Source organism: Seleniivibrio sp. (assembly GCF_021209385.1).
GTDB lineage: Bacteria > Chrysiogenota > Deferribacteres > Deferribacterales > Geovibrionaceae > Seleniivibrio.
Genome location: NZ_JAJOIL010000001.1, coordinates 165,140 through 180,551 on the forward strand (window position 1 = coordinate 165,140; position 15,412 = coordinate 180,551).

Consider the following 15,412-nt stretch of genomic DNA (forward strand, 5'->3'; position numbering starts at 1 on the left):
CCGTCACCCCTCTGTTATATCCAATTTATTTCTGAGCATCTCTGCACTTTCAAACCATGTGAGATATTTCATTCCACCACTTTCGGGATGTTCGCCGCGGTCGTAAAGCTCTATCCAGCTTTTCACGCTCCCTGCAAGTCCCGAAGCTGTCAGACCTTCAAAATAGAAGGCATTGCCGCCCGCAACCTCACGGAAGACAGGAATGTCCCTCACCAGAAGGGGTATCCCTCTCTGCGCCGCCTCTATGAGAGGCAGTCCGAACCCTTCCCCGAAACTTGCCGAAAGCAGGCACACAGAAGCGTCATAAAGCCTGTTCAGATATTCGTCGCTGGCATCCTCTATCCAGAAAATCCCCTTGCCGAAGTGTCTGCTGTTGCGTATGGCTCGTACTGCCTCGTCAGCCATCCAGCCGAAACGACCGACAATGACAAGCCGAACGTCCGCTCCCTCGTCCAGAAGCACATCGAAAGCTTTGACCGTTTGATAATGCCCTTTGCGCGGTTCCACCGTTCCCACCATGAGAAAGGTTTTTACATCCCTGCATCCGTCAATGAAGCCTTCGGCATCGTCCGGCAGACCGCCGGTGGGTACGGAAGACTCTATATCAGCACCGAGATGAAACCAGTCCACCTTTGCGGATGCGTTGCGCACATTTTCAGCCAGCCAGTGTTCAAGTTCGTCCGCCACCGCCTTTGATATGCAGAAAAGTTTTTCCGCAGATTCCCCCACGGCGCATAACCAGTCTGCATGTGTACCAATCGCATGGTGCGGGAAAAACTGGGGGAATTTCAGCGGCAGAAGGTCGTACACTATAAAGTGTATTCTTGCGCCCCTGTCACTCCATTCCCTGAAAAGCCCGTCGCGGTATGCCTCGTAAATTTTTACCGAATCGAAATCCGCACCCAGGAAAATATCATTCTGGGTCGGCTCTATTATATCTCCCGCCTCGTCAATATCCGTGAGTTCTCTGAGACCGGGTTTCTCATCAAATTCATCCATCAGTTTCAAAAGATATTCCGGCGCCTTTCTGTAGCACCTGCGCCCGCCTGCCGAGGAGATGTAAATCGGCATAACTCTGTATGGAGACACAAAATCCAGAGCGAACGAACGCAGAAGCGAGCGCACCACCCGCTGAATACCCGTTCTGTGGTCTGTGCGCCATATCACAGATATATCAAAGTATATATTATTTCGTCCGACAGCGCTCCGGCAGTGCATCACCGATTTTGTGAGCTGTTCCAGCGCCCCTTCGTCCATAGTTTTTATCTTCGGCTCCGCTTTTTTAAGAAACTCTTCAAAGTGCGTTTCGGCATCATGTGCGTAAAGGCTCTCAAGCTCACCGCATACCAGTCTGCCAACCTTTTCAGGTGAGAAATCTGCGGCATGGTTTCTGCCTTTACTGCCCATGCTCCGGCGCAGGTCTTCATCCCCTTTCAGAAGAAGCACGGCATCTGCAAGTTCGTCATCAGAAAAATCACCGCCTATTTTAAGAACACAATCATCGGGCAGTTCATCCATTGCACCACCGTCGCCCACTATCACGGGAACGCCGTATGCCATGCAGTCCAGAACGGCGCGGGAGGTTTCGCCCCTGCCCGCCTTTCTGAGCTGAACGGCAATATCCGCCGCATTCAGATAAAGCGCGTACGTCCCGTCGTCAACACTGCCTGTGACACATACATCAGCCATCTTTTCAGCGTAATCAGCCTCCATACATCCGCCGACGAAAACGGTTTCAATATCGGGGATGCCTCTTAACACGGAGGCAAGCCTGTCACAGCATTTAAGCCCTGTCACATGCCCGAACGAACACACCAGAAAAACATCCTGCGCTATGCCGAGCCTTTCCCGTGCGCTTCGTCTGTCAACGGTTTCCGGCAGAGCATGAACCTGCGGAACAACCCGCGTCCTCTGCGAATATTCCTGACCAAAGAACTTCTGCGACAGATTTTCAGCATACCGCGAATGGACAAGCACACCGACGCTTCCTGCAAAAAATTCCCTGCAGGAAGGCAGTTTCTCCATCGCCGCCTCGTGTCCTTCCCGTGCAAGAAGATTCAGTCCCGCAAGTCCGTGGGAGAACAGCACCGCCTCCGTATGGAAGTCGGACGCGTGCTCCATATACTGCATCCACGCGGCAAAATGCCCGAGGAATATTTCGTGCAAAACTGTGACGCCCGGATAATTCCTCATAAGACGCGGCATGTGCGCGTGATATCCTGAGTTTCCCATCTGGTAAAGCACACGGTCATAGCGTCTGTAATTCTTTTTGAAATACGAAACGCTTCTGACAGCGCATCCGTCGGGAATATCCGCCGCATCGGTCTGGTCTGTGATAAGCTCAACCATGTAATGCTCTTTAAGCCCCTCTGCAAGTTCGACCGCATATTTAGCGATACCGGTCTTAAGGGGCGGGAGCGGAGAGACTACAGCCAGCAGTTTTCCGCCGCCTGCGACATTCACTTTCGGCGTATTCATCAGTGCTTCCGCGTAATCCGCAAGCTCCGGAACACCTATATCTTTAATGGCGAGAAGTCTGTCCCACGCGACCTTTCCGCGCAGTTTCTCCCTTATGCCTGCGGGGTCTTTACCGTAATAAAGCACACTGTCGGCACTCTCTGTCATATCGGTTTCATCATTCAGACGGACGAAATCTGTCATGTGCGTCCGCTTCTTATATCTTTCAGACGTTTCAGCACACCCCTGCCGTCACGGCTGAGAGCGGGTTTAACGGACGGAATCCCAAGCCTCAGGAACATCTTTTCCGCGAGAACCTCAGGTACAAGGGCGAAAAACACTCTTTTGCCGTAGGGTATTCTGAAAATTACGCCGCATATGCGCCGCACCGCCGCCTTTATAGTCTGTTTATTCATATTCTATCTCAATCACCGAAGGGACGTAGCTGTGTCCCTCAAAATGCGTTCTGTCAGTGTTCACTGTTTCAAACATCATGGCGAAATCGCGCCATTCAAAATTGCGGTCAAGATGGGTCATGCCGCCTGAAAGCGCAGTTGAAACAGAATAACTGCCCACGCCTATATCCGCCCTGAACCTTACGCGAACCATGAATCTGTCGTTCTTCTTAACGTTCAGCACCTGCCCTGTGAACCATGTGTTTGTGCCGTACACCGTCTGCCCCAGTCTGTCTTTCAGCATATAGCCGAATACCAGCCCGTCTATGTCTTCATAAACTTCCACATGTACACACAGTTCATACTGTCTGCCCACGTGCAGAAGTGTCACAGGGGTTCCTTCACTGTCGTATATTTCAACCGAAACACACTTTGCCTCACCCGTACCGGATACTGTCTGCATCCGTCCGCCTGTTACGGCTGTCTGGCTCACAGCGGTGCCGCTGCGTTTAGCCATCAGTCCGTTATAATAGTCCAGAACTTCCGAAGGTCTGCCGTCCATCACCAGCTTTCCGCCGTCCAGAAGCAGTACGCGCCCGCAGATGCTCTGCATCGCCTGCCTGTCATGGGAAACAAGCAGAACAGCAGTTCCGTGATTCAGAAACTCCCTTATCCTGCCGAAACTCTTGTGCTTGAAATAGGCATCGCCCACTGACAGCGCCTCATCCACCATAAGTATGTCAGGACGGAATGCCGTTGCCGCCGCAAAAGCAAGCCTAGACTGCATCCCGCTTGAATATATTCTTACGGGCTTGTCGAAATATTCGCCAAGCTCCGAGAACTCTTCAACAAAATTGACGCCCTCTTTTATGTCTGCCGACTGAAAACCGCTCATGGCAAGATACTGCGCGGCGTTCTGTCTGCCCGTGAGATCGGGATGAAACCCAAGCCCCAGCTCTATTATGGCGGATACCGTACCGCTGTATTTTATATCGCCCTCTGTCTGCCGCGTCATGCCTGCTATCATCTTAAGCAATGTGCTTTTTCCGGCGCCGTTATGTCCGGCTATGCCCACAGCCTCGCCTTTTTCAACGGTGAAGCTGACACCTTCCAGAACGCGGCTGTCAGAATATCCGCCGCTTCCGATGCCGAACCACGACAGCACACGGCGAAGTCCCGAACCGTATGTCCGGTAGACCTTTCCGACATTTTTCGCACTGAGCAGGCTCACAGCACATCCGCCATCTCAGCCGCAGCCTTTCTGTGGAGCACCAGTGAAAAAAATACCAGAACAAGTCCGAAAACCGCAGTGAACAGGAGCGGCACAGGCTCCGGTTGCCTGCCGAAAACAAGCGCATCCTGAAACCCTGTAACAACCGGATACATTGGATTGAGTTTCAGAAGGTGCCTGTATGCGGCAGGAATAATGCTCTCCATATAAACCACAGGAGTTAGCCAGAACCAGAATTGCAAAACAACCTGCATCATATGTTTGATGTCTCTGATGAAAACATTAAGTATGCCGAGAATTGCCCCAAAACCCAAAGCAAAGAGAAGTGCTGTTAAATAAAGCGGAATAAGCCAGAGGACGTTAAAAGTAACATGCTGACCGATAAATGCGAACACTATACCGACCGCCGCGATGAACAGAACCGCATTTATCAAAGAGGTTCCCACAGCGATCAGAGGCAAAGCGGCGGAAGGAAACGAAACTTTTTTTATTATGCCTGCGTTGTCGGTAAATACGTTAACACAGCCGAGAACAACGTCGGAGAAAAAAGCCCAGCCGAGCGTTCCCGCAAGCAGATAGGCAGCATATGAAACATCTGCGCTACCTTTTGGAGAAAGGACAGAAGACAGGACAAGCGCATAGACCGCCGACTGGCAAAGTGGAGCTATAACCCCCCAAAGACCGCCTAGTCTACTTCTGGCAAACTTCACCCGAAATCCGGTGACAACAGACCCGATAATAAAATATCTGAAACGCCATATCTGACAAAAAGTATCTTTCATTTGTTCCCGCAAAGGTTAAAAATATTCAGCAGCAGCGATAAAAAAAGCTCCGGTGCATAGTATTATGCTCCGGAGCCTTTGGAAAAAGCTGTTAAACTGTAAAATCCCATTCGTTCGGCAGGTTATAAATCCCCTGCATTTCAACGGACGTAACGAAGCTCTCGGCAACCTCTGCGATGGTATGCCCGTGTTCAACACAGTCTACCCAATACGCCTTGCCGTCCGTATCCGAAGGTCTGCCGAGCAGGGCAACGTAAAGCTGTTCTACCTGATCGTCAACAGACAGGGATGCAAAGTCAACGCCAGTGGCGTCCTGATATTCGGCGGATTTCATAAACCATATGGTCATGTCGCCGACAGAAAGATCTTTATCAAAAACAGCATCCGCCCAGTACTGGAATCCGTTCACCTCCGGCTGTCTGTCGAGTACCTGCTCGTACAGAGAAGCGATGAAAGTGAGTTCCTCACTGTTCTGGATTGTGTAAGTACCGTCGGCAAACTCTATCGTCTCCGCGTTGAGGATGGTATCCACCTCTGACGGATTTGAAACAAGGCTGACATAGGTCAGACCGTTATCGCGTGTTATTATGTAGTCACTCATGCTTCCGCTGTAAACAACAGTATCTGTTCCGCTTCCGCCGTGGAGCAGGTCGTTTCCGTCTCCGCCGGACATGCGGTCGTTACCGCTTTCACCGTAGATAATGTCGTCGCCTGCGAGAGAGCCGACGATATCGTCGCCTGCACCGGCGTGCAATTCGTCATCATCCGCACCGAGCAGAATATCCTGAGTTCCGTCACCGGCATAAACAATATTCGCGCCGTCGCCGCCGCGCACTGTGACACCGCTGCCGATTATCACCGCAAACTCAATATTCTGCAGATCAAGTTCCGTTCCGGCAGGAAGAGCCGAAGCGTCTATGACCACCGCCTCTTTGGGCGTTGCGTCTCCGTCAGATGTGGAAACCGTGTTGGGCGTGCCGTTGATGATTATCGGCGAATCGGGAACATCGCTTCCGGATACCGTCAGGACTATCTTATTTACAACCAGAGTGCTTGTGGAATCCGACAGAGTATTGAGGAAATCCGCGCCTCCGGCAAGCATAGCTGTTCTTCCGGCATCAGCGTCGGACGCCGTGCTTTCAATATAAAAGATAAGATCGCCGATGGCGTCGTTAAGTGTTCTGCTGTCCACAGGCGAGCGGGTTCCGACGGTGGTGATGCCCACACCCACAGGAAGGCTTGCCGTTGTTGCCCATTCAGTTCTGGAGCTTTCGCCCCAGAAAAGCGGTATCTCCGCTGTGCCTGCTGCACCGGTGTCGTTCACCCTTGTATCTTCAACAGGGTCAACCGTCAGAGTCTCCGTTGTGACAACGCGTGTGACGGTATTTCCTTCAAGGTCTGTATATGTCTGGGTTTGGCTCACTGTCTCGGTGGTAACGGCAACACCGTCCACCGTTTCCACTGTTTTTACGCCTGTAACCGTAACTGAATTTGTCGTGTCGGCGGTATCGCCTCCTGTAACGGGTCCGTTCCAGTCGTCGGCTACGGAAAGATTGTATGTCGTTCCGCCTGAAGACTGGGTTCCGCTGTTGTCCAGAATCGCATTGACAAGCGCCTTATCAGCGGTACTCAGCGTTATGGTAAAGCTTGTGGAGGATGTTATCTCCACATCAGATGTGGTTGAAAGTGTTACGTTTCCGCCTTCACCTGTAAAAGTGAATTTTGAAACGTCTATGTCATTGGCAGAGCCGGACTGTTTAACAAAGTTTGATCCGGTGACCGTGATAACGCCTGTTTCGGCATTATATGTAACAGCGCTTATGGCAGGAGCGGTCACGCTTCCCGCTGTCACGGCATTACCTGTCAAATCTGCTGCGGCGGCTCTTGTTCCGTTCCAGCCGTCGCTCGCCGCTATATTAAATGTCGTGCCGCTAACAGCAGAAGTACCGTTGGTGTTCAGCAGACCTTCAACGTTTATCTGATCCGTTTCTGTAAGGGTCAGAGTGAAACCTGTTGCAGTTGCCGCAACCGTGTAGGTTCCTGCAAGAGTATAGCTGTTTCCGCCCTCTCCGGTGACGCTGAGTTTTGAAGCGTCTATGATATCGCCTGCAACCAGTCCTGTGCCTGTAACGGTAAGAACTCCGGTTTCGGCATTGTATGATGCGGATGTTACGGCAGGGCTGTTGCCCACGGTAACAGTGGTCGATACGTTCAGTGATGCCGTATTATTTCCTGCAGAGCTGTCGGAAACCTCGGTCAGCGTTATTGTTCTGTCACCTGAAGTGGGTGTAGTGTCGCTGTTCTTATAGCTTGCGCCGTCAATCAGCGAACCTAACTGCGTACCTGTGAGACTGAGCCCCGTCAAAGTGACAGTCGCTGTCCCACTGACAACTGTAACTGTTGCTGTTCCGCCAGAAACGGTGGCAGTCGCTCCGTTTGTAAGAGCGATATCCACTCCGCCGACAGTTATATATTCTGTGGTATCGGCAACGTTTGTCACCGTAAGTTTGAGACCTGTAAATGTCTGATCAGTTTCGCCCGCGTCAGCCGTTACACTGCTGAACAGGTCTGCGGAGGACGTTGTGCTTCCGTATGCCACTGCGCCGTTCACGGCTGTTGCCGTTACTGTGGGCAGAATATTCAGATCAACGGTGATATCGGTTCCGCTCAAAACAAAGTCGGACGCTTCAAATTCCCCGTTAAGTCTTATCGTGAGATCAGCACCCGCAATACCGTCCGTGTCGATATAAAGAAGAGTATCGGTTCCGTCAGCCACCACCTCGATAGTATTAGCGGCAACGTTAAGACCATCTCCCGCCTCAACAGTATCGTCAGTGAAGTCGGCTCCGGAGACCCTGATTACATCGTTCCCCTGAAGGTCGGTTATGGTGTCGGTTCCGTAATCATCAACATTGTACATAACCAGATCGCCGTCGGAATTGAGTTCCTGTGACTGATAGAGGAATACGTCAGAACCGCTTCCGCCTGTCATGGTATCGTCTCCGAGACCGCCGACAATAACATCGTCGCCGCTACCTGTGCTTATGGTGTCGTTTCCTGCGCCGGCATATACTATTGAATCAACCACACCGTTGTCTGTGAAAGAGTCGTCACCGCCGAACAGATAATATGAAAGTGCGCCGGATGCCGGAGCCGAAACACTTGTGACATTCAGAACAGTCGGGTTAGCCACTGGTGTTTCAGTTGAAGGATCGCTTATGTCATAGCCGTCATAAAACGCCACTGTAGCACCGCTGAGATCGTTACTGCCGACATTCAGCGTAAAAGCATCATCAGATTCGTTCAAAATACCGATGTCAGCTGATGAAACGGTATTGCCAGAAATACCCACTACCGTTCCGTTGTCATAGACATACATAATATCTATTCCATTGAAATTGCCGCCTGTGGCACCGCTCAATGTGTTACCTGTGATGGTGGTATCGTCAGCATAAACAAGAAGGATACCGCTTGAAGTATAGGTCGGGTGATCGAATGCAAGATTTGTTATAGTGTTGTCGGTTATTGTTGCGGTGGTGCCTGTACGCAGACCGCCGGAACCTATCTGTATACCGTTCTGACCGCACTCTCCGTCTACGCCCATACCTGTAATCACGTTATTGTCAATGGTTATATTGAGGTTGGGACCCCATCCGATGATTCCGGTTTTCTGATAGTTATATATTTCCGAATTGGTTATTGAAACATTTACGGTTTCGCCAAGAGACGCTCCGGCTTCTACAAGGATACCGTAGTTTTCGCTGAATCCCCACTGGGCATCGCTTTCGTCGCTTCTGATATTCATGACCGTGACGTTGTCTACCTGAACGTTTGAATCAACTATGGCTATGCCTATGAAATCCTTATTGCCGTTGTATTCGTCAACAACCGCCTGATCGCGTCCGTCAACCGTAATGTTCTTTATGACGACTGTGCCGTTTGTCGTGTCAGTATCCACGTTGATGACAGGCATACGCCATTTGCCGTTGTTTGTAAGCTGATCGGGAAGAACCTGCTGGAGGTCGGCTGAATCCGGCGATTCTATCACCACGTTTCCGTTTTCGCCGTTCAAAGCGTCTATGGTAATGTTCTTGGTTATGTTGAACTGCCCTCTGTAAACCCCGTCGTGGATAAGGATGGTGTCTCCGTCCTTCGCAATGGCAAGGGCTTCATAGAGGCTCATTCCGTCCGCTGTGTCGCCGTCGGTATCGTAATCCGTCTGGGTAACGTGTATAACGGTGCTTGTGACAGTTACTTCGGCTGTGGTTGTGGCTGTTCCGTCATTCACAGCCACCTCAATTACGGCATCACCGTAAGGAGTATCGTTTTCATAGCCTATATGTGCCAGAACGTCGTTCACATCAGCAGTTGAGGCGTCGCTGTCAAAACTGACAACAAGCTTGCCGTCTGCAGACGTATAGCTCCATGTGGCAAACTGAGTGCCGCCGCTTGAAAGGGTTCCGCTTGAATCCGAACCCTGTTCGATGGTTCCTGTGACAGTAAAATTTCCGCCTGAAACAAAAGTGTATACGTCGTTGGCGTTGCCGTCCGCATCGCCGTTGGAATCCACTCGCTGAATTGTGATACTTCCGCCGTCCCAGTCACCTGAATCATTCTCCGTATCGCTTATCACTGCGTCGGGAACAAGTCCGCTGCCTGCATCTGCGAGACTGACTGTGCTGTCTGTTCCGGTATCCGCGCCGTTGAGGTCTAAAACTGCCGCATCATTCGTGGTGAAACCCGATACCGTAACAGAGCTGGTTGCATCTGCAATGTTTCCGCCCGTTGTCGTACCGTTCCAGTCGTCCGCAGCACTGATATTATAAGTTGTGCCGCCGTCAGAAGATGGTCCGTTTGCCGTAATAAGATTGGCAACAGCATCCTTATCCGTGGAACTAAGCGTAATTGTAAAAGACGTTGCAGAGGTTATCTCCACATCGGAAGTATTCGTAAGGGTATATGTCGCTCCCCCTTCTCCTGTGAAAGTGAAAGCGGATGCGTCAATATCGTTTGCAGCACCGGGCAGGTGCACCAGATTTGTCGCTGTAACAGTGAGAACACCTGTGGAAGCGTTATAGGATGTTTCAGTTATTGTCGGTGCAGATACGTTTGAAACGGTTATTCCGTTGCCGGTGGTATCGGCATCGGCACCGCTCAGCCAACCGGAAGCAGCCGCAAGATTAAACGTTGTCAAATCTGCGGAGGAACCTCCGTTATTATTCAGTATACCGTTGACATTCAGTTTGTCGGTGGCATCAAGAGAAACTGTAAAAGATGTTGAACTTGAAGCCGTTACTGTGTATGAGCCTGCAAGAGTGTATGTATTTCCGTCTTCACCGGTGAATGTCAGTTTTGAAGCGTCAATTGCTGCGCCGGGTGTCATTCCTGTTCCAGTGACAACAAGCGTACCTGTTGAAGCATCATATGTAGCTAATGAGATTACAGGGGTAACAACTGAAACAGTTGCCGAAACACCTGAAACGTCGGCGAAACTCTTGGTGGCTCCATCGTCTGTTACCTGTATGACGGATATCACACGATCGCCGTCTGTAGCGCTGACTGTAGTATTTTTATATGTTATGCCGTCTATCAATGTTCCGAATGATGTATTGTCCGCACCAAGCCCTGTTATTGTAACCGTTGCGGTACCACCGGTAATGCTTACGCTTGCCGTGCCGCCGGAAACTGATACGGAGTTGCCGTTTGTAAGGGCAACGTCCGTTCCGCCTATGGTAAGATACTCTTCACTGTCGGTAACGTTTGTCACTGTAATTTTAAATCCGGTGAACGTCTGACCGCTGTCCTGAGTATCTGCCGTAACGGTTTCAAAAAGGTCAACTCCGGTTGAAGTTCCGGTAGTAAAATATGTGGCTTCACCAGACGCAGAGAGCGTCGGCACATGGTATATGGTTACAGGGGTGGATGAAATATTGCTGAGATATATGTTATCCAGCGCAAGCTGCATCGGCATGCCGCCCGCATATACATAGAAAGAAGTAATATTCTCAAAACCGCTTATACCGGAAAGATCTATTGTAACACCGCCGTTATCGTCTCCCGCATAATCGATGACAACGGTATATTCGGTTCCGTTGCTGGCTACAATTTTGATATCCTGTCCGTTATGGTCTACATTGTAATTATCAAATATAGTCAGAGACGACAGGGTAAAATACTTACCGGATTGAAGAGCCACATCTATACGTGTTGATGCATATTCAGAATCCGAATCACCATCCATCATATCAAATGAAAGAATATCTCCGCTGAATCCCGTTCCGATGTCAGTACCGTAGGTTGCCGTTTCATCTGCGACTATGAAATCTCCGCCTGTTGAAACAATTTCAATTGTTTCACCGTATTTTGTCTGCGTTGCGGTAGATGCGGCGGTAGCCCCTGTATCGTCACTGACAGGTACTGTACCGGATTCAAAATCAAAGTTTATCGTCCATGGAGACTGTTTGATGTCTGTAACATCCATGTTATTGAAAAGAGCATAATTCTCGCTTATGAGTTCAACCATTGTCACATCATTGGTTGATATTGTGAATGAAGAGAAATCAAACACTCCATCCTGTCCAGTGGTGTCAATAATCTGAGAAGCTGTTGTGCCGTCTCCGTATGTGACTCTAACCTCTATTTGCGCGCACTGATTGTCAACGTAGTACTCGAAACCGTTAAAATCGAAGCTATGTCCTTCAGCATAAAACTTGACAATCAAGGAATTGTCATTTGAAGGGTCTGAATCCGTTAATACAGCGTTATCGTACACATACAGTCCCGAAAATGAAGCTAAAGGGATATAGTCAACGTAGGCATCAGCAGGTGCAGCAAAAGTGAACGTGACACCGCCTATAGACTTGGTAAAGCCCTGTGTATTGGAAACCAAATCCGAAGCTTCCAGCAGATAATCACGTGTCACTGCAACAGTTGAGGCAATAGAAAGAGATGTGCTGTTATTTGAACTGCCGTCATCCGTAACCTGAGTAATAGTTACAACACGGTTTGCCGAAGTAACGCTTGCAGTAGTATTTTTATATGTTATGCCGTCTACCAGAGTTCCAAATGATGTATTATCCGCGCTAAGCCCTGTTATTGTGACCGTTGCGGTGCCTCCGGAAATGCTTACGCTCGCTGTGCCGCCGGAAACTGATACGGAGTTGCCGTTTGTAAGTGCAACGTCTGTTCCGCCTATGGTAAGGTACTCTGCGCTGTCCGTGACGTTGGTCACGGTTATCGTAAACCCTGTGAATGTCTGACCGCTGTCCTGCGTATCTGCCGTAACACTGCTGAAAAGATCGACAGCGCTGCCGCCCTCGGTAAAAGTGGGGGAAGCTCCTGTCGCTGTCAATGTGGGAGCAGTATCGGTAGGCGCAGTTGTAATATTTTCTACGCTTATGTTGTCAAGTTCAATATACGCGCCGCCTGCCGGAGAAGTTATGATAAACCATGTGATACCGTTGAAATCGGCATCACCGGTCGGTATTGTAACAAGCTGCTTTGTGATTGATCCGGTATCGGTATACGTGAAAGTATAGGATCCGCCTTTATCAGTTGTTATGGTAAAATCTTCATTTCCTGTACCGTTCTGGTTGCTTATGTAAAATGAAACAAGGTCAAAAGCTTTGCCGGATTCCACGGAAACTTTTATTGATGTTTCCTTCTCATCCCACCCGAAATATAAAGCCTCAGCATCCACACGCCCGTCGGCATCACCGCCGGTGGATGAGCTGACGATCTGGGATGCAGTCGCCTCAACCGTAAATTCAACACCTGAACCGGTATCATCATATGTAACCGTTTTAGTTCCGAGTCCGGATGTGGTGCCGTCTCCGGTTTCAAAAGTCAAAAGAGCTGTATCAGCAGGCGCAGCAGGGGTCGTTGATGCATTTGCAATGGTTATGTTGGCAACGTTGAATGCCGTTTGAGGTGTGCCGACGTCCCATGAATAATAAACTCTGATAGAATCTATTACAACACCGTTGAAATTTGTAAAGTCCAGACCGTAGTCAACATCCTCCATTACGCCTACGCTTGAGTGATGGTTTGATTCGGCAACCTGAACCCCGTTTGCATAACCGACAACATAAACATCAGTGAAATCAGCTGTATTTCCGTCTATTTCATTGATTACAGCACTGACAAGATTAAAACTTCCGCCTCCGTTGACACCGATTTCAATATATGATGTTCCGGCACCCAATACACCGTTATCATCTATAAATGCTCCGTATTCATCAGCTTTTACAGGGTCGGCTGTTCCGTATCCGTCTGAACCGGTGATAACAAAAAAGTTATCCTGTGTTATATAGGAACCGTCGCCCTGATCAACCGCATTTATAAACGTATAAAGTCCGTCTGAGGGCACCGCCAGAAGACCATCGTAGCTGTCTGAACTTAAGACATCCGCCTCTACAGAGCCGGAAGAAAATTCCAACACCCAATCGCCACCCTTATCAGCAGCTCCGGTCAAATCATCAGAAGCCGAAATATCGGCTCCAGTCGCTTGCGCCAGAGATGCGATGAGAGTTTTCCCGCTTTCTCCCGCCGCAACTTCGCATCCGTAAACAAGGATGTCTCCGTCTGCTGAAAGCGAAGAACCTATCTGATTGAGCAGCTCCGTATAATCGCTTACGTTATCGTTGGTAATCTGGATAAGTCCGAGATCTATTACACCGCTGTCACCGTGTGACATGATATGAACAGCATTCAGGTCATGATAGCCGCTTAATATGTCCGCCATCTGTGCCAACGCATCAGATCCGGCATCAATTATATAAACTGTGGAGGAATCGCCTATTTCACTCACTATAGATTCATAATCCGATACGTTATTAAGAACAAATGTAATCTGGTTTGATGCAGCCATAAATCACCTATAAAATATCCATAATAATTTCTATTTTACACCATGTTACTAAAATTATCATTACCAACTCTGGTAGTTCATGGTATTTTTAACAACATTCTACACAAAACATGTAAAATTATTTTACTCACTAATTATTTAGTATATATTATAACTACTTATACCATCATCATAATCGATGGTTATAATATTTAAATAGAGTTTTATATTTCAGGTAATGTTATTTTTCCCAATAAATATTCACGATAATTTTAATATCTTTTATTCATAACAAATTACTGGGATTTTTCCGGTTTTATTCATAATTTTGCCTCATGTATTACAACTTTGCTCTCATAAATGCACATATAATGACACTACGAATATTTTACTGCTAAATTCTTTACCAATTTGTACTATAGAGCTTTTTCCTTCTCTCCATTTAAATATCTCTTTATTTTGAGAAATTATTAATTATGAAAAACAGATATTCTTGACATGTTCACACTACTTAGGCAGAATTCCTGAACTTATGAAAAGAACTATTATTAACTCTGTCCCTCTTCTTTCGCCATTGAGCGGCGTGGGCAGATATACTTATGAAATATGTAAACGGCTGGATCGCGGATCACTGGGCGCAGACATCACCTTCTTTTACGGATACAAATCCGGCAAGGTGTTTAGTCCCGGCGCTTCCGCTTTCGGTAAGGATACTAATTCAACGTTCAGCAGGCTGCTCAGAAGGTCGGCAAAAAAAAATCTTAACTGCCGTTTCAGCATTATCTCCTGACAGATACGACCTCTACTGGGAACCAAACAACATAGTGGAGGACTACTTTAAAGCACGCGCAATACTATATACTCTCCACGATATTTCAGTTATTAAACATCCGCAATGGCATCCTAAAAAACGTGTGGAACTTTTCACGAACCGCCTTCGTCGCAGTATTGAAAAAGCAGATATGATAATCACAGACTCTCATTTTTCAAAATCCGAAATAATTCAATATTTCAATCTGCCATCAGAAAAGGTTAGAGCCGTTTATCTTGGCTATGACGCAGAGCTTTTTCATAACGATTGCAACAAAACGACAGCTTCTTATTTAAAGAACAAATATACTGACGGACGTGATTTTATCCTGTTTTCAGGCAGTCTGGAACCGCGGAAGAATCTTTCCGGTCTGATAAAAGCCTATGCCACACTGCCTATGGTTATCAAAGAGAATTTCAAACTGCTCCTCGTCGGCGGGTATGGGTGGAACAATGACGAAATCCTGGAACTTATAAAGATGAACTCACCCTATGTCGTTCACGGCGGGTATGTTGATTATACTGAACTGGCAAACCTTTACAGAGCTGCATCTCTGCTCGCTTATCCTTCTCACTACGAAGGTTTCGGGCTGCCGCCTCTTGAAGCCATGGCGTGCGGATGTCCCACACTGGTATCCCCTAGTGCATCTATTCCGGAGGTATGCGGCGAAGCATCCTTGTATGTCGATCCCGACAGCGTTGAAAGTATACGGGAAGGGCTTACCAAAATACTCATAGACACATCATTTGCACAACGGCTCTCACAATCCGGTCTTATACAGTGCAAAAAATTCGACTGGAACACGACAGCAGCAGAACATATGAAGTGTATGAGAGAATTGCTGTAGCCTGCAAGACTGCTTCACCACTGCAGGGTTCGCAGAGACGG

General features: G+C 48.5%; 7 protein-coding genes. 2 read left to right on the forward strand and 5 right to left on the reverse strand.

Annotated elements, in window-relative coordinates; all coding sequences use genetic code 11:
• Window positions 1-3: 3 nt before the first annotated feature.
• The 5 genes from LRY47_RS00775 to LRY47_RS00795 all read right to left on the reverse strand — a co-directional run bounded on the left by LRY47_RS00775 (window position 4) and on the right by LRY47_RS00795 (window position 13,734).
• Window positions 4-2,661 (reverse strand): glycosyltransferase, encoded by a 2,658-nt coding sequence (locus tag LRY47_RS00775; protein ID WP_295221506.1) that lies wholly within the window; start codon window positions 2,659-2,661, stop codon window positions 4-6.
• Window positions 2,658-2,873 (reverse strand): hypothetical protein, encoded by a 216-nt coding sequence (locus tag LRY47_RS00780; protein WP_295221508.1) that lies wholly within the window; start codon window positions 2,871-2,873, stop codon window positions 2,658-2,660. Before LRY47_RS00780 ends, LRY47_RS00775 begins: the two co-directional genes overlap by 4 nt.
• Window positions 2,866-4,083 (reverse strand): ABC transporter ATP-binding protein, encoded by a 1,218-nt coding sequence (locus LRY47_RS00785; RefSeq protein ID WP_295221510.1) that lies wholly within the window; start codon window positions 4,081-4,083, stop codon window positions 2,866-2,868. The genes LRY47_RS00780 and LRY47_RS00785 overlap by 8 nt, the downstream gene beginning before the upstream one ends.
• The gene (locus tag LRY47_RS00790; RefSeq protein ID WP_295221515.1) at window positions 4,080-4,865 is read right to left on the reverse strand and encodes an ABC transporter permease; all 786 of its coding nucleotides are present in this window, start codon (window positions 4,863-4,865) and stop codon (window positions 4,080-4,082) included. Before LRY47_RS00790 ends, LRY47_RS00785 begins: the two co-directional genes overlap by 4 nt.
• A 91-nt stretch (window positions 4,866-4,956) precedes the next feature.
• Complete coding sequence (locus LRY47_RS00795) at window positions 4,957-13,734, reverse strand: DUF4347 domain-containing protein (RefSeq protein WP_295221518.1); 8,778 nt, start codon at window positions 13,732-13,734, stop codon at window positions 4,957-4,959.
• Window positions 13,735-14,245: 511 nt separating this feature from the next.
• On the opposite strand from LRY47_RS00795, the gene LRY47_RS00800 reads away from it, so the two are divergent.
• Window positions 14,246-14,503, forward strand: a complete 258-nt coding sequence (locus tag LRY47_RS00800; protein ID WP_295221521.1) for a hypothetical protein — start codon at window positions 14,246-14,248, stop codon at window positions 14,501-14,503.
• A 34-nt stretch (window positions 14,504-14,537) separates the two neighbouring features.
• Entirely contained in the window at window positions 14,538-15,371 is an 834-nt protein-coding gene (locus tag LRY47_RS00805; protein ID WP_295221523.1) for a glycosyltransferase family 1 protein, read from the forward strand.
• The last annotated feature ends 41 nt before the right edge of the window (window positions 15,372-15,412 follow it).